Source organism: Kribbella sp. C-35 (genome assembly GCF_046549195.1).
Lineage (GTDB): Bacteria > Actinomycetota > Actinomycetes > Propionibacteriales > Kribbellaceae > Kribbella.
Map to the genome: position 1 here is coordinate 204563 of NZ_JAJPWG010000006.1, position 16627 is coordinate 221189.

The 16627-nt window shown below is 69.2% G+C and carries 19 protein-coding genes; 9 read left to right on the forward strand and 10 right to left on the reverse strand.

Annotation, left to right across the window (positions count from 1 at the left end; all coding sequences use genetic code 11):
- The first annotated feature begins 91 nt into the window (after nucleotides 1–91).
- Nucleotides 92–1051 (forward strand): helix-turn-helix transcriptional regulator, encoded by a 960-nt coding sequence (locus tag ACLJOO_RS35695; protein ID WP_410792095.1) that lies wholly within the window; start codon nucleotides 92–94, stop codon nucleotides 1049–1051.
- Between the two features lie 96 nt (nucleotides 1052–1147).
- Here the strand turns inward: ACLJOO_RS35695 and ACLJOO_RS35700 are convergent, their stop codons facing one another.
- Nucleotides 1148–1474 carry a hypothetical protein gene (locus tag ACLJOO_RS35700; RefSeq protein ID WP_410792096.1) on the reverse strand — a complete coding sequence of 109 codons (327 nt, stop codon included), beginning with the start codon at nucleotides 1472–1474 and terminating at the stop codon, nucleotides 1148–1150.
- Here ACLJOO_RS35700 and ACLJOO_RS35705 point away from each other — a divergent pair.
- Entirely contained in the window at nucleotides 1463–2017 is a 555-nt protein-coding gene (locus ACLJOO_RS35705; protein ID WP_410792097.1) for a hypothetical protein, read from the forward strand. The two genes, ACLJOO_RS35700 and ACLJOO_RS35705, sit on opposite strands and share 12 nt — an antisense overlap.
- A 47-nt stretch (nucleotides 2018–2064) precedes the next feature.
- Here the strand turns inward: ACLJOO_RS35705 and ACLJOO_RS35710 are convergent, their stop codons facing one another.
- Entirely contained in the window at nucleotides 2065–2490 is a 426-nt protein-coding gene (locus tag ACLJOO_RS35710) for a nucleoside deaminase (RefSeq protein WP_410792098.1), read from the reverse strand.
- Nucleotides 2487–3338, reverse strand: coding sequence for an LLM class flavin-dependent oxidoreductase (locus tag ACLJOO_RS35715; RefSeq protein WP_410792099.1), 852 nt, complete (start codon nucleotides 3336–3338; stop codon nucleotides 2487–2489). Before ACLJOO_RS35715 ends, ACLJOO_RS35710 begins: the two co-directional genes overlap by 4 nt.
- Nucleotides 3339–3431: 93 nt before the next feature.
- Between ACLJOO_RS35715 and ACLJOO_RS35720 the strand changes: the two genes are divergently transcribed.
- From ACLJOO_RS35720 to ACLJOO_RS35730, 3 genes are read left to right on the forward strand one after another with little or no spacing between them, the layout of a single operon-like run.
- Nucleotides 3432–3893, forward strand: coding sequence for an Lrp/AsnC family transcriptional regulator (locus ACLJOO_RS35720; protein WP_410792100.1), 462 nt, complete (start codon nucleotides 3432–3434; stop codon nucleotides 3891–3893).
- 18 nt (nucleotides 3894–3911) lie between these two features.
- Complete coding sequence (locus ACLJOO_RS35725) at nucleotides 3912–4751, forward strand: hypothetical protein (protein ID WP_410792101.1); 840 nt, start codon at nucleotides 3912–3914, stop codon at nucleotides 4749–4751.
- Nucleotides 4748–5524, forward strand: coding sequence for an SDR family oxidoreductase (locus ACLJOO_RS35730; protein ID WP_410792102.1), 777 nt, complete (start codon nucleotides 4748–4750; stop codon nucleotides 5522–5524). Before ACLJOO_RS35725 ends, ACLJOO_RS35730 begins: the two co-directional genes overlap by 4 nt.
- Before the next feature lie 12 nt (nucleotides 5525–5536).
- Here ACLJOO_RS35730 and ACLJOO_RS35735 read toward each other — a convergent pair whose 3' ends face one another.
- From ACLJOO_RS35735 to ACLJOO_RS35745, 3 genes are all read right to left on the reverse strand, one after another.
- A complete protein-coding gene (locus tag ACLJOO_RS35735) occupies nucleotides 5537–5947 on the reverse strand; it encodes an OsmC family protein (RefSeq protein WP_410792103.1) in 411 nt (136 codons plus the stop codon).
- Nucleotides 5948–6008: 61 nt separating this feature from the next.
- Nucleotides 6009–6659, reverse strand: coding sequence for an SDR family oxidoreductase (locus ACLJOO_RS35740; protein WP_410792104.1), 651 nt, complete (start codon nucleotides 6657–6659; stop codon nucleotides 6009–6011).
- Between the two features lie 135 nt (nucleotides 6660–6794).
- The gene (locus ACLJOO_RS35745; protein ID WP_410792105.1) at nucleotides 6795–8681 is read right to left on the reverse strand and encodes a propionyl-CoA synthetase; all 1887 of its coding nucleotides are present in this window, start codon (nucleotides 8679–8681) and stop codon (nucleotides 6795–6797) included.
- Nucleotides 8682–8730: 49 nt separating this feature from the next.
- Between ACLJOO_RS35745 and ACLJOO_RS35750 the strand changes: the two genes are divergently transcribed.
- Nucleotides 8731–9651, forward strand: coding sequence for a threonine/serine dehydratase (locus ACLJOO_RS35750; protein ID WP_410792106.1), 921 nt, complete (start codon nucleotides 8731–8733; stop codon nucleotides 9649–9651).
- On the opposite strand, the gene ACLJOO_RS35755 is transcribed toward ACLJOO_RS35750, so the two are convergent.
- Entirely contained in the window at nucleotides 9644–10252 is a 609-nt protein-coding gene (locus tag ACLJOO_RS35755; RefSeq protein ID WP_410792107.1) for a rhomboid family intramembrane serine protease, read from the reverse strand. The two genes, ACLJOO_RS35750 and ACLJOO_RS35755, sit on opposite strands and share 8 nt — an antisense overlap.
- Before the next feature lie 110 nt (nucleotides 10253–10362).
- Here ACLJOO_RS35755 and ACLJOO_RS35760 point away from each other — a divergent pair, with 110 nt between their 5' ends.
- Nucleotides 10363–11562: a Cmx/CmrA family chloramphenicol efflux MFS transporter gene (locus tag ACLJOO_RS35760; protein WP_410792108.1), complete on the forward strand. Its 1200-nt coding sequence runs from the start codon at nucleotides 10363–10365 to the stop codon at nucleotides 11560–11562.
- On the opposite strand, the gene ACLJOO_RS35765 is transcribed toward ACLJOO_RS35760, so the two are convergent.
- Nucleotides 11504–12913, reverse strand: coding sequence for an APC family permease (locus ACLJOO_RS35765; protein ID WP_410792109.1), 1410 nt, complete (start codon nucleotides 12911–12913; stop codon nucleotides 11504–11506). The genes ACLJOO_RS35760 and ACLJOO_RS35765 overlap by 59 nt on opposite strands.
- Before the next feature lie 40 nt (nucleotides 12914–12953).
- On the opposite strand from ACLJOO_RS35765, the gene ACLJOO_RS35770 reads away from it, so the two are divergent.
- The gene (locus ACLJOO_RS35770; protein WP_410792475.1) at nucleotides 12954–13907 is read left to right on the forward strand and encodes a DUF389 domain-containing protein; all 954 of its coding nucleotides are present in this window, start codon (nucleotides 12954–12956) and stop codon (nucleotides 13905–13907) included.
- 156 nt (nucleotides 13908–14063) lie between these two features.
- Nucleotides 14064–15011, forward strand: a complete 948-nt coding sequence (locus ACLJOO_RS35775) for a transcriptional regulator TrmB (RefSeq protein ID WP_410792110.1) — start codon at nucleotides 14064–14066, stop codon at nucleotides 15009–15011.
- On the opposite strand, the gene ACLJOO_RS35780 is transcribed toward ACLJOO_RS35775, so the two are convergent.
- Together ACLJOO_RS35780 and ACLJOO_RS35785 are read right to left on the reverse strand one after the other, a co-directional pair.
- Nucleotides 15008–15637 (reverse strand): HNH endonuclease family protein, encoded by a 630-nt coding sequence (locus ACLJOO_RS35780; protein ID WP_410792111.1) that lies wholly within the window; start codon nucleotides 15635–15637, stop codon nucleotides 15008–15010. The genes ACLJOO_RS35775 and ACLJOO_RS35780 overlap by 4 nt on opposite strands.
- Nucleotides 15638–15787: 150 nt before the next feature.
- Nucleotides 15788–16600, reverse strand: a complete 813-nt coding sequence (locus ACLJOO_RS35785) for an MBL fold metallo-hydrolase (protein WP_410792112.1) — start codon at nucleotides 16598–16600, stop codon at nucleotides 15788–15790.
- Nucleotides 16601–16627 lie beyond the last annotated feature (27 nt).

Here is a 16627-nt window from a genome sequence, read left to right on the forward strand (position 1 = left end):
AGTCACCATTCCGGAAGAAGGCCGTCCGGAACTGAGGGTAGCCCGTTTTAACTGCTCATACCGTGAGCGGTTTGTCTGCGACGATCGGGGCATGCGGGCGGATCGGTTGGTGGCGGTGCTGTTGCTGATGCAGGCCCGGGGCCGGGTGACCGCGGCCGAGGTCGCGGCGGAGCTGGAGATCTCGGTGGCGACCGCGCGCCGCGATCTGGAGGCGTTGTCGACGGCCGGTATCCCGGTTTATCCACAACCGGGGCGCAACGGCGGCTGGCAGTTGGTCGGCGGTGCTCGGACCGACCTGAGCGGGCTGACGGCGACCGAGGCGCAGGCGTTGTTCCTGCTGGTGGGTCCGGCGGCGTCGATCGCTCCCGACGCGAAAGCGGCCCTGCGCAAGCTCGTGCGGGCGCTGCCGGACACCTTCCGCGAGCACGCGCAGGCGGCGGCCGAGGCGGTGGTGATCGACCCGGCCCGCTGGGGCGAGCATGTGAAGGAACGTCCAGAGCTGGTACGTCGTCTGCAGGACTCCGTCGTACGCCGGGAACGCGTCCGATTGGTCTACTCGGGACGCGGCCGGGATACGTCGGAGCGTGTTGTCGATCCGCTCGGTCTCGTGGACAAGGACGACGTCTGGTACCTGATCGCGTGGACCGAGAAGGGACAGCGGACGTTCCGCATCGACCGGGTGGTTGACACCGAAGGAACCGGCGAAACCTTCGAGCGGCCGGACGGATTCGAGCTGTCGACGGCGTGGGCCGAGATCGTCGAGCGGATGGAGGAACGGCGATCGGGGCTGACGGCAACTGTCCTGATGGACGAGCGGTTCGTGTGGGTGATGCAGGACCGGCTCGGCCGCAACTGCGAGGTCGACGGGACCGACGGCGACCGGGTCCGGCTCAAGGTCACCGCGCCCACTCCGCTGATGATCGCGCAGCACCTGGCCGGCTGGGGCGGGTCGATCGAGGTCGTGGACCCGCCGTCGGTGCAGGCGGAGCTGGCGCGTCTTGGCCGGGAATTGACGCAGCGCTATGCCGCGGTGGACCACCTGGATGAGTAAGGTGCCATGGTTCAAAGTGTCCCGAAACCGCCCCTCAATCAGCCTCAGGAACCATCCGTGACCACATCCCCTCCCCAGCCGCCGCAGAACCCGTACTCAGGTCAGCCGGCCGGCGGTCCCCCACAGCAGCAGCAATTCCCGCAGTACGGCCAGCCCCAGCAGCCGGGTCAGCCCGGTCAGGAGCAGTACGCGGGCCAGCAGTACGGCGGTCAGCAGTACCAGCAGCAGCCGGGCCAGACCTTCCCACAGGACGGCGGCCAGCAGTACCCGCCGCAGGGCCAGTACCCGGGTCAGCAGTACCAGGGCCAGCAGCAGTACCAGCAGGGCCAGGCGTTCCCTCAGCAGGGCCAGGCACCGCAGGGCCAGATGGCTTGCCGCTTCTGTGGCGGCTACCCGGCGGCCGAGGCCACCGTGCGCGGCCACCAGGGCCTGATCATCATCATGCGGTTCCTGAAGCTGCAGGGCCCGTTCTGCCGGACCTGCGGGATCGCGTCGGTGCGCGACATGACCGCGAAGAGCCTCTGGCAGGGCTGGTGGGGTATCGGTTCGTCGATCATCAACCCGATCACGATGCTGATGAACATCGGCCCGATGCAGAAGTTCAAGGGTCTCCCGGAGCCCACGCCGGGTCAGGGCCGGCCGATGGACCCGGGCAAACCGCTGTTCCAGCGGCCGGCGATCCTCGGTCTGCTGCTGCCGATCGCACTGATCGCGGTGATCGTGTTCGCGAACCTGAACTCGACCGAGTCGAAGGCCAAGATCGGCGCGTGTGTCGTCAACCAGGGCACGTCGGTCAACCCGGATGTGAAGGTCGTCGACTGCGCGTCCTCGGAGGCCGAGTACAAGATCGTCGACAAGATCGACGACTCGACCGACGACAGCCAGTGCGGTGAGGACGCCGAGGCGTCGTACGTCTACCGGAGCGGCTCGACGAAGTACACGCTCTGCCTGACCCCAGTGAAGTAGCAGTGAAGTAGCGAGTGCGGGGGTCCCGGCGACGGGACCCCCGGCCCTCAGCTGTAGTAGCCGTCCACCGGCACGCGCGCCTCGTCGTACAGCGCCGGTCCTTCCAGCGGTACGTCGGGGAAGCCGCCCGTCGACTTGAGCCCGTCGAGCTGCTCGCCCGACAGCGCGAACACGACCTTGCCGAGGCCGGACCTCGCGAGCGCTCCCGAGCACATGCCGCACGGCTGGCAGCTCGTGTACATGGTGGTGCCGGCCGCGACCTCGGGCGACAGTTGCTGGGCCGCCCACACCGCGAGCTTCAGCTCCGGGTGGAAGCTGATGTTCCCCTCGGTGATCGTCGTGTTCCGCTCCTCGATCAGCACGCTGCCGTCCGGGCCGACGAGCAGCGAAGCGAACGGCGGGTTCCCGTCCTTCCGTGCCTCCCCGGCGAGCGCGATCGCACGGCGCAGGAATCCTTCTGCCTCAGGTGTCACGTCGTCTCCAGTCCAGTTCGTTGTGCCGCGATCGTCGCCAGCGCCTGCCAGGCCGCCTCTGGCCGCTCGGTCTCAGTAGGGTCGCCGACGAACGGATCGAGTACGACGCTCTCCGCGCCGAGTTCCCGCAGTACGGCGAGATCCTGCAGCACCTGCTCGATCGAGCCCTCCCCCGCGACCCGATCATCCTCGCGCAGCGGCTTGTCCGTCAGCCGGAGCAGGATCCGCGGCGCGAAACCCGGCACCGGCCGGTTCTCCGACGCCGCGACGGTCCGCAGCCGATCCAGCCCGTCCCGCAACTGCTGAATCGTTTGCCGCAGCGGATGCCACGCGTCGCCGTACCGGACGGTCCGCCGCAATCCCGCCGTACTCGAACCGCCGACCCAGATCGGGATCGCGCCGTCGCCGTAGTCCGCCGAGTCGGCCCACACGCGCCGCACCTCGGCCAGCACCTCGTCCGTACGCCGACCGCGGTGCGCATGTTCCGCGCCGAGCGCCTCGAACTCCTGCCGGGCCCAGCCGACCCCGACGCCGAGCACCAGGCGACCGCCGCTCAACGCGTTGAGGTTGGCCGCCATCCTTGCCACCAGCAACGGATGCCGGTACGGCGCGATCAGCACCGTCGTGCCGAGCCGGACCCGCTCGGTGATCCCGGCCAGCCAGCTCAGCGTGGTGAACGGTTCGTAGAACGGCGCGGGGTACTGCTCCGCGACGTCCGGTGTGATCACCACATGGTCCGACACCATCAGCAGGTCGTACCCGAGCCCCTCGACGACGCGCGCCCAGTCCCGCAGCCGCGCCGGATTCGTCCCCGGGCCGAAGTTCGGCACATTCACCCCAATTTCCACGCCCTCAGGCTATCCAGGCGACGGCCCAGTTCTGAAGACAATCCTCCCGGCGTATGACGCCAGCAGCCGGGGAATCGCCGGTAGATTGTGCCCATGACCGAGAGTCTCGATCCGACCGACTGGGCGATCCTCACCGAACTGCAGGAGGACGCCCGGCTGTCGCTGACGCAGCTCGGCAAGCGGGTCAACCTGAGCGCCTCGGCCACCACCGAGCGGGTACGCCGGCTGGAGTCGATCGGTGTGATCACCGGGTACCGCGCCGAGGTAGACCTGACGAAGGTCGGGTACTCGGTGCTGGCCGTCGTACGGCTGAAGTACCCGGGCAACAAGCACGAGCCGCTGCACCGCCTGCTGGCCGAGCGGCGCGAGATCCTGGAATGCCTGCGCACCACCGGCGACGACTGCTACACCCTGAAGGTCGCCGCCGCGTCGATGCCTCACCTCGAAGAACTCGTCAACGAGCTCACCGACTTCGGCAGCACGACAACCAACCTCGTCTACTCGCAGACCCAGCGCTACCGCGGTCCGCAAAAGCCGGTGGCCGATCAGGGCTGAGGATGAGAGCGTGGCCCGGTGCTGACCGTGCTGGGGATCGACGTCTCGTCTGAGCTGTTGGATCGATGGGTCGATTGGCTCGCGCCGGATGAGCAGCCGTTCTTCGTGACGAAGAAGCAGGCGACTGCCTGGACGTTGGCGACGGACGATCGGGAGCCGAGTCGGGAGGACCGCGACACCTACCGCACGTACGCGGTCGACCGGAAGGCTGCGCGGACCGCGTGGCTGAGCGAGGCGGCGTACGACGACCTGCCGAAGGCAACGCGGGCGGCGTTGGTTCGGGCGCAGGTGGACTACGACCGCGGGGCCGTTCCGACAGTGCGGAAGTGGGCGCGGATCGTCGGACCGGAGGTTCGGCAGCAGGCGGACGGGCATCGGTTCGTCTGGTGGAAGTCGCTGCTGCGGGAGCCGGCGCGCGTGCTCCCCGAGGTCGTGAGTGAGGATCTCGGGCCGAGCCGGCATGCCGAGGTTCGCACCTGGCCCACATCGCTGCCGCGCGTGCGCGAGCTGGCCGGCACCTTTCCGGACGGCAGCGGACCGAACTGCTTCGGCACCGTGATGGCGGCGTGCGGTGTCGAAGGCGCCGAGTCTGTCTGGATGGTGCGCGAGCCGTTCGAGGAATGGCTTGCGAACCACACCGAGCTTGGCGGCAAGGACGACGTACCGGGCACTGTGTTCGTGTGGCGTGACACTGCGCGGCTGGTCCAGCACGCGGCCCTGACCATCGGCGACGGGTGGATGGTGCACAAGCCGTCGCAGTCCTGGATGACGCCGCGGAAGGTGCGCACGGTCGCCGAGGTGAAGCGCGCCACGCGCACCGCCGGCTGGCGGCTCGAACGCCATAAGCTGATCGGATGAGGTTGCTGGTCACTGGGGCCGCTGGCCTCCTGGGGCGCGAACTCCTGCGCACGGACGGGCACGAGATCGTACCGGCGTACCACTCGCAGGTCGTGCCGGGTGGAGTGCAGCTCGACGTACGGCGACATGACGCGGTGCGTGACGTGATCCGCAGCGTCCGGCCGGACGGCATCATCCACACCGCCTACAAGCAGGACGACTGGCGGACCACAGCCCATGGCGCGGTCAACGTCGCAGCGGAGGCGGACGGCGCGCGTCTGGTGTTCGTGTCCAGCGATGCGGTCTTCGGTCCGCGGGAGGCGCCGTACACCGAGCACGAGTTGCCCTGCCCGATCACGCCGTACGGCGCGGCCAAGGCGGCAGCCGAGACGGCGATCCGGGCGATCAGTCCCGACGCCGTCATCGCACGCACGTCGCTCATCGTCGGATCCGACGGTCACTCGGAGGAGGAGCAGCGCGTACGACGGTTGGCGGCCGGTGAACCTGGCGTGTTCTACACCGGCAACATCCGCTGCCCGGTGCACGTCTCCGACCTCGCGTCGGCGCTGCTCGAGTTACTCGTCTCCGATGTCATCGGCGTCACCCACGTGGCCGGCCCCGAGGCGCTCAGCCGCTTCGACCTCGGGCGGTTGATCGCCCTTCGCGACGGTCTCGACCCGCAGACGCTGCCGTCCGTGCCAGGTACGCCGTCGAACATCCGGCTCGACAGCCGCGGCACCCAGGACGTACTGAAGACCCGACTCCGGCCGGCGAGCGAGTTCCTGCTCCCCTGACCGCTGCAGGGCTCAGTCGTCGTTGACGGTTGTGGTGACCGGGGTGCCGAGTTCGACAGTGCGGCTGACCGTGCAGAGGCGGTCGTGGGACATCTTCACGGCGCGCGGGAGCGCCTCGCGGGCCTTGTCGCCGTCCTCGCCCTCGGGGAAGTGCACGGTGAACTCGACCGCGAGGTTCTCCATCCGGTTGCCTTCCTCGGCGTCCCGGATCTTGTCGCCGCGGACCACCGCGCTGAACTCGGTCGGCTCGGCCCGGCGGCTGACCACGATGTCGACGTCGATCGCCGAGCAGGTCCCGATCGCGGCCAGCAGCAGCTCGACCGGCGTGAAGTCGGTGTCCGCACCGCCCGAGCCGATCCGGATGCTTCCGCCGCGGGCGTTCCGCACCTCGTAGCTGCTGTTCGCCAGGCGCTCGAAGGTCACCTGCCGGAGTGTGTCTGCCATAGTGTCGCTGTCCCGTCGCATTCGGTTGCTTGTGGCAACTTCAAAGGTTCTCGAGGGCCTCGAGCACCGGGGTGTCCCCGGCGACGAGCTCGAGCGTCCGGCCGATCGAGGCCGGAGTGTCACAGAGGCCGGCCAGCACCAGCGCGACGTCGTCGCGGGTGATCCGGCCGCGACCGGTCTTGTCGGCGAGGTACACCGTGCCGGTCCCGGGGTCGTCGGTCAGGCTGCCGGGCCGCAGGACCGTCCAGTCCAGGTCCCTGGCGCGGAGGTCCTCCTCGGCGGCCCATTTGGCCCGGAGGTAGATCGTGAACGTCTCGTCATCGGTCAGCGACGGGGCGAGGTCCGCGCCCATCGAGCCGACCTGGATGTGCCGCCGTACGCCGGCCTGCTCGGCAGCGTCGGCGAACAGCGCGGCCGCACCGCGGTCGACGGTGTCCTTGCGCGCGTTCCCGCTGCCCGGCCCGGCGCCTGCCGCGAAGATCGCCACGTCCGCGCCCGCCAGCACCTTGGCCACCGCGTCGACGTCAGCCTGCTCGAGATCCAGTACGGCGGCCTGCCCGCCGGCCGCGGCGATGTCGGCCTCGTGATCCGGGTTCCGCACCACCCCGACCACCTGATGCCCGTCAGCGCTCAGCAACCGCGTCAGCCGGAGCGCGATCTGACCGTGTCCACCCGCAATCACGACTCGCATACCCCGAGCCTATCCCCGCACGTTCGACGATCTGCACCTCGACAGGACGTGTCCCTCCATCCGGCCGGGCCGCACGCTCAGCCGACCTGGCGATTCGTCGCAGTGGACGTATACGTACTGTCGAGCTGCCGGTTGCTACCCGCGCAGGATCGGCCGTAAGGCATCCAGAACGGCGGGGTCCTCGATGGTCGACGGGACCGGTTCGTCGCGGCCGTCGGCGATTCCGCGCATGGTGCGGCGCAGGATCTTGCCTGAGCGGGTCTTCGGTAGCGCGTCGACCACCGACACGTCCCGGAACGCCGCGACCGGCCCGATCTCCCGGCGTACGGCGGCCACCAGTTCGTCCCGCAGTACGTCGTCGGACACCGTCGCGCCTGCCTTGAGTACGACGAGTGCCCGCGGCAACTGCCCCTTCAAGGCGTCGTGTACGCCGATCACCGCGCACTCCGCGACCGCCGGGTTGGCCGCGACAACCGCCTCGATCGAGCCTGTCGACAAGCGGTGACCGGCGACGTTGATGACGTCGTCGGTGCGGCCCATCACGAAGATGTAGCCGTCGTCGTCGATGAACCCGCCGTCGCCGGTCAGGTAGTAGCCGTCGTACTCCTTGAGGTAGCTGTCGATGTAGCGCTGGTCGTCGCCCCACAGCGTCGGCAGCGCGCCCGGCGGCAGCGGCAGTTTGATCGCGATCGCGCCCTCCTCGTGCGGCAGCAACTCCTTGCCGTACGCATCGAGGATCTGCACGTTCCAGCCCGGCATCGGCACGGTCGCCGAGCCCGGCTTGGTCGGCAGCGGCTCGAGTCCGCGCGGGTTGGCCGCGATCGGCCAGCCGGTCTCGGTCTGCCACCAGTGGTCGACGACCGGTACGCCGAGATGCTCGTGCGCCCAGTGGTACGTCTCCGGGTCGAGCCGCTCCCCCGCCAGGAACAACGTCCGGAACGTGTCCAGCGCGTACTTCGCCAGCTCGGCCGCCTCGGGATCGACCTTCTTGATCGCGCGGATCGCGGTCGGCGCGGTGAACAGCGCCTTCACGCCGTGCTGGGAGATCACCCGCCAGAACGCGCCCGCGTCCGGCGTGCCGACCGGCTTGCCTTCGTACAGGACCGTGGTCGCGCCGGCCAGGAGCGGCGCGTAGACGATGTACGAGTGGCCGACGACCCAGCCGACATCGGACGCGGTCCACCACACGTCGCCCGGCCCGATGTCGTACACGTTGCGCATCGTCCAGGCGAGTGCGACCGCGTGGCCGCCGTTGTCGCGGACGACGCCCTTCGGCCGTCCCGTCGTACCGGAGGTGTAGAGGATGTAGAGCGGGTCGGTCGCCGCGACCTGCACCGGGCCGACCGGTTGGGCCGTCGCGGTCAGCCTGGTCCAGTCGAGATCGCGTTCGCCCAGTTCGGCCGGGGCCTGTTCGCGCTGGAACACGACGGTGTGCTCGGGCTGGTGCGACGAGATCTTCAGCGCCTCGTCGATGATCGGCTTGTACTCGACGATCCGGGTCGGCTCGATGCCACACGAAGCCGCGACGATCACCCGAGGCCCGGCGTCCTCGATCCGGGCCGCGAGCTCACGCGGCGCGAAACCGCCGAACACCACCGAGTGGATCGCGCCGAGTCGCGCGCAGGCCAGCATCGCGACGACCGCCTCCGGGATCATCGGCATATAGACGATGACGCGGTCGCCCTTGCCGACACCTAGCGCTGCTAGCGCGCCGGCGAACGTCGCCACCTCGTCCCGCAGTTGCGCGTACGTGTAGGTCCGCCCGGTCTCCGTGACGGGTGAGTCGTAGATGAGCGCCGTCCGGCCGCCGTCACCGGCCTCGACGTGGCGGTCGAGCGCGTTGTACGACGTGTTGAGCACCCCGTCGGGGAACCAGTGGAAGATCGGCGCATCGGTCGCGTCGAGCGCCCGGGTCGGCGGCCTCGTCCAGGAGATCGCCTCGGCCGCCTCGAGCCAGAACCCGTGCGGGTCGTCCAGGCTCCGCCGGTAGCTCTCGTCGTACCCGCCCATACCAGCGCTCATTCCTGGGCCTCCGTCCGTCGGCTGTTCACCATCGTGGCAGGGTTGAGGCATGACGGTAAGCCTCGACGACGTGAAGCAGGCCGCGGAGCGGATCGCAGGGCGGGTACGGCGTACGCCGGTGATCGAGGTGGCGCCGGGACTCACGTTCAAGCTCGAACTGCTCCAGCACACCGGCTCGTTCAAGCCGCGCGGCGCGTTCAACCGGCTGCTGACCGCGAAGGACAGCGGTGAACTGACCGGTCAGGGCATCGTCGCCGCGTCCGGCGGTAACCACGGGCTGGCGGCGGCGTACGCGGCGCGCGAACTCGGCGTACCCGCCCGGATCTTCGTCCCCGAGACGACCCCGGCCGCGAAGCTCGGCAAGCTGCGCACCCTCGACGCGGACATCGTGCAGGTCGGATCGGAGTACGCCGAGGCGTACCAGGCGGCACTCGCGGCGCGGGACGAGACGGATGCGCTGCTGGTGCACGCCTACGACCAGCCGGAGGTCGTCGCCGGGCAGGGCACGGTCGGCCTCGAACTGCTCGAACAGGCGGGCATGTTCGACACGGTCCTCGTCGCGGTCGGAGGCGGCGGCCTGATCGCCGGCATCGCCACCGCGATCGGCGACAACGCGCAGGTCATTGGCGTCGAGCCCGCGCAAGCACCCACCATGCACCGCGCCCTTCAAGCCGGAGCCCCGACCGACGGCCCGGTAGGCGGCGTAGCAGCCGACTCCTTGGGCGCACGCCGCCTAGGCACCCTCGCCTTCGAAGCAGTCCAGGGCCATCACGTGCAGTCCGTCCTCGTCGACGACGATTCGATCGTTGCCGCTCGCAAGCAGCTCTGGCACGAGTACCACCTGGCGACTGAACACGGAGGAGCAGTCGCCTGGGCGGCCCTCTCCTCAGGCGTCTACAAGCCCGCCGCCGGCGAGCGGGTGGTGGTCGTCGTCTGCGGGGCGAACACCGACCCCGCCACGCTCATTTGACGCGCTGCTGCTTGTCGTCGGCCAGGACCCAGGCCGCGAGTACACCGGCGATGCCGCCGAACAGGTGACCCTGCCAGGAGATCCCGTCCTGCGGGAGCAGCCCGCCGAGCAGTGCACTGCCCCAGACCATCACGACGATGATGCCCAGCAGCACTTGGCCGATCCGGCGGTTGAACAGGCCGCGGAGAATCAGGTACGACGCGTACCCGAAGACGAGCCCGCTGGCGCCGATCGTGATCGTGTTCGGCGGTGAGGCCAGCCAGGTCCCGAACCCGCCGATCACCGTCACGATCGCGGTCACCGCGAACAGCCGGGCCGCGCCGCTGACCGCGATCAGCGCGCCGAGCGTGACCAGCGGCAGCGTGTTCGAGATCAGGTGACCGAACCCGAGGTGCAGGAACGGCGCGGTCAGGATCCCGATCAGGCCGCGGGGCTCGCGGGAGATGATGCCGTACTGGTCGAGGGCGCCGTTCGTCGCGGTGTCGACGACCTCGCTGAGCCACATCAGCCCCACCAGACCGACGAGCAGCTTCAGCCCACTACCGATCCGGGCGGTGTCCACAGCCCGCCCGGTGCGCTTGGCCGGAGTCTGATAGCTCATACCTCAACGATGCCGTATCGGCTCAAATCTCAGCCTGTGACAGGCGCGGCGACAGCGGACAGTGATCCCTGAGATACTGCGAGTGGCACTCGTCGAGGTGAGGGGGAACGATGCCGATAGCCGTCTATGTCCTCGGACTGAGCATCTTCGCGCAGGGCACGTCCGAACTGATGCTCGCCGGCCTGCTTCCCGAACTCGCGACGGATCTGCACGTCACCATCCCCCAGGCGGGCCTGCTGATCTCCGCGTTCGCGATCGGCATGCTCGTCGGCGCCCCGGTCCTCACGGTCGTCACGCTCACCTGGTCCCGACGTACGGCGGGACTCGTCTTCCTGGCGATCTTCGTGCTCGCCCATGTCGCGGGCGCACTGACGTCGAGCTACGCCGTACTGCTCGCCACCCGGATCGTCGCCGCCTTCGTGTATTCCGGGTTCTGGTCGGTCGCCGCGGCGACCGTGGTCGTCCTTGTACCGGCGAACAGCCGCGGGCGCGCGATGAGCATCGTCACGGGCGGCCTCACGATCGCGACCATCGTCGGGCTCCCGCTCGGAACGGTTCTGGGTCAGCACCTCGGCTGGCAATCAGCGTTCTGGACCGTCGCCATCCTCTGCACACTGGCCATGGCGGGCATCCTCGCAACAGTCCCGGGCGAGCGGCCCGATCCCGCGGCCGCGCCGCGCCTCGCCGACGAGTTGCGGGTGCTGATCAACGCCCGGCTCTGGCTTGCCTTCGGCACCACCGCGCTGGTGACCGCCACCATCCTGGTCGTCTTCAGCTACCTGGCGCCGCTCCTCACCCAGACCACCGGCCTCCCGGACGGATCCGTCCCAGCCGTTCTCGCCCTCTACGGCCTCGGGTCGTTCATCGGGATCACCATCGGCGGCAGATTCGCCGACGCGCTGCCGTTCCACACACTGTTCATCAGCATCATCGGGCTGAGCGCGCTCTCCGCCGTACTGGCGCTGACGGCAACCGTTCCGGTGGCGGCGATCGCCGTGATCGCGCTGCTCGGCGGCTTCGGCTTCGCCGCGAACCCCGCCCTGAACGCCCGCGTGTTCAGCCTGGCCGGTGACGCGCCGAGGCTCGCGACCGCGACCAACTTCTCCGCGTTCAACGTCGGCATCACGGTCGGGCCGTGGCTTGGGGGCCTGGCGATCGACGCCGGTGCGGGCTACCCCGCACTCGGCTGGATCGCCGTCGGCACCGGCGCCGCGGCCCTCGCGACCGTACTGTTCGCTGCGTTCGTCCCGGTCAGTTCACCGGACCCTGCGGATCGAGGTGCGACGGGTCGAAGTCGGGGTGCCGGTTGAACACATACTTGTTCAGCAGCCAGGTGATGATCCACAGCCCGACCCCGACGAGCATCAGCCAGCCCGCGATCTTGTAGTCCGCCGACGCCCGCCCGGACAACGGGCTCGCCAGGTACACGCACAGGACCACGCCCAGCACCGGCAGCGCGGTCGGGGCGTGGAAGTGTTTGTGCTCGACCTGGTCCCGCCGCAGGACCAGCACGGCGACGTTCACAATCGCGAACACGCACAGCAGCAGGAACGCCGTCGTACCGCCGAGCGCGGCGAGGTCGGCGTACCCGATCAGGATGAACGCGAGCAGCGTGGTGAACAGGATCGCGATGTACGGCGTCCGGCGCCTGCGGAGCACCCGGCCGAGCGGACCGGGCAGCACCTGCTCGTGCGACATGCCGTACAGCAGGCGGCTGGCCATCAGCATGTTGATCAGCGCCGAGTTCGCGACCGCGAACATCGTGATCCACGCGAACAGCTCGAGCGGGAACCCGGGCGCGCCGGCCTGGACGACCTTGAGGAGCGGCGTCGCGCCCTTGTTGAGCTCGTCCGGCGAGACCAGCGCGACCGCCGAGATCGCGACCAGGACGTAGATGACGCCGGTGATGCACAGCCCGATCAGCATGATCTTCGGGAAGATCCGCACCGGGTCCTTGGTCTCCTCCGCCATGTTCACCGAGTCCTCGAACCCGACCATCGCGAAGAACGCCAGCGCGGTCGCGGCCGTCACCGCGCTGAACGGCGACTCGCCCTCGGGGACCTTGAAGTCGGTCAGCCGGGAGGTGTCGCCGTCGCCGCCGACCAGCGCCCAGGCGCCGATCCCGATCACGATCAGCAGACCGCTGAGCTCGACACAGGTGAGGACCACATTCGCCTTCACGCTCTCGCCGACGCCGCGCAGGTTCACCAGCGCGATCAGCGTCATGAACGCGAGCGAGGTGATCATCAGCAGCGCACCCCGGTCGGCGTCGATGTGCGCGGCGGAGAAGAAGTTCGCCGCGAACGCCTTCGACGCGCTCGACGCCGAGGTGAGGCCGGAGCACATCACCGCGAACGTGAGCAGGAAGGTGAGGAAGTGGATCCCGAACGCCTTGTGCGTGTAGACCGCGGCGCCGCCGGCCTTCGGGTACTTCGTGACGAGCTCGAGGTAACTGGTCGCGGTCAGCAGCGCGACCACGAACGCGCACAGGAACGGCAGCCAGACCGCGCCGCCGACCTCACCCGCTACCTTGCCGGTCAGCGCGTAGACCCCGGTGCCGAGAATGTCCCCGACAACGAACAGCAGCAGGAGCCCGGGCCCCATGACCCGCTTCAGCTCAGGACGGTCACCAGTCTGCGCCACGGCGGCGGATTCACTCATGAAGGCTCCCCGGAGTCGGTCTGACAGCATGTGGCCCGTGATGCACCTTCGACTCATCGTCCCACCGGACCGCACCGAGCGCGTCCTGAACACGCTCGTCGAGGACCCGCGGGTCACCAGCATCGTCCGGCTGCCCGGCGCTGCCCGGAGACCCGCGGGCGACGTGGTCGAGTGCGACGTCACCCGCGAGGCGACGTCCGACATCCTCGGCTTCCTCAAGGCCGAGGGGCTGTACGCCGACGGTGCCGTGGCGCTGGCAACCGTCGACGCGGCGCCGTCGCGGAACGCTCGGGCCGCGGAGAAGGCGGCGCCCGGAGCACCGGACGACGCGGTGATCTGGGACGCCGTCGTCGACCAGGCGTACAACGAGGCCGGCGGGTCCTGGGTGTACTACGCGTTCCTCACCTTGGCGACCATGATCGCCTCGGTCGCCGTGATCACCGACTCCGCGATCCTGGTCGTCGGCGCCATGGTGGTCGGCCCGGAGTTCGGCGTCGTCGCCGCCCTGGCCGTCGGTCTGTTCCTGCGCAAGGGCGGCCTCACTCGCAGGTCGTTGTCGCTGCTCGTGAAGGGCTTCGTGCTCGCGATCGCACTGACCGCACTCGCCGCGTTGCTGGCGCGTGCGGCCGGCTGGGTGGATGTCGGCGACGTCACGGCGGCGCGGCCGCTGACCGGATTTATCTGGCGGCCGGACAAGTGGTCCGCGGTCGTCGCCGTACTCGCAGGATGTGCCGGTGTGCTGTCGCAGACGGCCGGCCGCGGCAACGCGCTGGTCGGCGTGTTCATCTCGGTCACCACGGTTCCCGCCGCGGGCGACCTCGCGCTGTCCCTGGCGTTGTGGGCGCCGCACCATATCGGCGGGTCCGCGGCCCAGCTCGGCATCAACCTCGCCGGGATGACGGCCGCCGGCGTGGTCACCCTGCTGCTGCAGCGGGTGATCTGGCGCAGTTACCTGAAGGTGAAGCGAAGGACGGGCGCGCGCGTTGAGGCTTGACCAGACGTCCCCTGTCCGATCCGCGCGCGCCCGGCACCGTCAGACATACCCCACCTGAGGGGTTCCCGCACCTGACCGAGTGTTGACGTATCCCGGACATGGCGCGAAGTAGCCAAACCGGTCGAGTCGGTCCAACCGACGAGATAGCCTGATCGGATGCTGGAGTCGGTTGGGGTGGAGCCGTCCGATGAGGACGCCTACCGCGCGTTGTTGTCGGCCCCGGGCTGCGGCGTCCGGGAACTCGCCGAGCGCCTCGGTCGTGACGAGCAGGAGGTCGTCGCGACGATCGGCCGGCTCGAGAAGCTCGGTCTGCTGACCAGCACCTCCGACGACCCGGTCCGCCTGCTTCCGACCCGCCCGGACGTCGCGGTCGACGCGTTGGTCGCCGTACGCCGGGCCGAGCTCGACCGCGTGCGTGCTGAGGCCCGGGTGCTGTTGTCGGAGCTGAGTACGCAGGAGCAGTACCGGCCGGAGAACCTGGTCGAGGTGATCGTCGGTCAGGAGGCGATCGCCGCCCGGTTCGCGCAGCTGCTGAACGGCACCAGTCATCAACTCCTCGTCCTCGACCGGCCGCCATACGCCGCACAGTCCGCCGAATCCGACAGCACCGTGCGCGGACTGCTCGGCGACGGGGTCGTCGTCCACGGCATCTACTCCCCCGACTCGCTCGACATCCCCGGCGGCGTCGACGAGGCGTACAGCGCAGCCGATGCCGGTGAGACGTCGCGGGTGCATCCGCAGGTGCCGATGAAGCTGGCCGTGTTCGACGGGAAGATCGCGCTCCTGCCGCTGTCGGTGGATCAGTTGGTCGACAGCGCGCTCGTCGTACACCCGTGCGCGTTGTTGGACGCGCTGATCGAGATGTTCTGGCTGCTGTGGGACCAGGCGGTGCCTGTCGTGCCGGCCGCCAAGGCCGACCCGACGGATGCGCGGCTGATGACGTTGCTCGCGGCCGGGTTCAAGGACGACGCGATCGCGCGGCAGCTCGCTTTGAGCAGTAGGACCGTCGGCCGCCGGGTGGCCGAGCTGATGGAGACGCTGGGCGCGCGGACCCGGTTCCAGGCCGGTATCCACGCCCAGCGCCGCCACCTACTCGAGGATTAACAGGTGCCGAGCATTTGCGTGAGTGCTGTCTTCTCCGCGGACTGCAGCGACAGCTTGTAGGTGTACTTCACCCAGATCCATTCGCGGGCGTAGATGCAGTGCACCGAGGTGTTCGGCGGCTTCCACTCCGACGGGTCCTTGTCGCCCTTCGAGCGGTTGCTCGACGCCGTCACCGCGATCAGTTGCGAGATCGTCAGGTTGTTCGCGAACTCCTGACGCTTGGCGGTGGTCCACGCGCTGGCGCCCGACTTCCAGGCCTCCGACAACGGCACGATGTGGTCGATGTCGACGTCCGAGGAGTCGTTCACCCAGGTCGAGTCGTACACGCTGTACCAGCGGCCGGCCGTCGGCTGGCAGCTGCTGTCCACGGTCACGCCGGAGCCGTCGCGCTTCAGCACCTCTTCGCGGGTGTCGCAGGTCCCGGACTGGTTGATCCAGTGCGGGAACTTGTCCCGGCTGTAGCCGTCGCTCGAACCTTCCGTCTTCACGGTCAGGCTCGCCAACTGGGTCGCGGCGGTGCTCGCCGACGGCGGGGTCGGCGGGTACGCCAGCGCCGGTCCGGCACTCAGCGTCCACGCGGTCGCGGCCGCCGCCACAGTTGTCAGTACTGCAATCCTGCGTCGCATCGGTCAGGCCTCCGAGGGTTAGGGCGGATCCCCCCTGACGTTGCTGCCCTTCAGCCTTCCCCGATCACGCGCTGTAGGAAACCACTCACCAGTTACAGTCCAGTGAACGTAGGACGCTGCCCATCCGGCGGCTCGACGCGCGGCGCCTGCTCAGGGTGCGGTGGCGGCCGGCTCGAAGCCGGCGAGCATCTCCTCCAAGGCGTGCTGGTCCGGTCCGACGAACGCATCGGCCTGCGGCGCCGTCTCGAGCAGATCCAGGAAGTTCGTGGTGTGCCCGGGAGCCGGCGGCAGATGGCTGCTGAGAATGACGTCCGGGTTCATCTCCCGCAACGGCTGGACAGTACGCCGGAACGCTTCCTGGTCGACGTTGTGCACCCACGGGCTGTCGAGCGTGGCCCACAGCAACTGCCCGCCACGCAGCGCGTCCGGCGGGGCATCGCTGACATCGCCGCAGTCGGCGAGCTCCGATGTCGGCATCGGCGCCCCGAAGCAATCGGAGCTGAAGCAGGCCCGCGAGCGGTCGTCGTAGAAGCCCACGGTCGCCGGGCTGTCGTACAGCGGCGGCCGGAAGGCGGTCACGGTACGGTCCCCCAGCGAGAGCGACTGGCCCGGGTTCAGCAGGTACAGCCGGTCCATGGGCAGCGGCCGCTCGGTCGACATGATGCCGGCGCCGACGAACGTCGTGATCAGGCGTGCCTGCGGTGCCGCTTCCAGCAGGTCGAACAGCGAGCCGGTGTGGTCGCGGTCCGGATGGGTCAGCCAGATCCACCGCACATCGGCCGGATCGACCACCGAGCCGAGCGCGTCCATGAAGCCGCGGCCGGGCAGGCTCAACCCGGTGTCGACCACCAGCGGCTCGGCCGCGAGCACGACGAACGCGTTGACGGGCAGGAAGCCGATACCCGGTACCGGCAGTTGGTCACTGAGCACGCTGATGTCAGCGCCGACACGATTGATCCGCATGATTCCCCCTGTGGAGTGCCGCCGTCA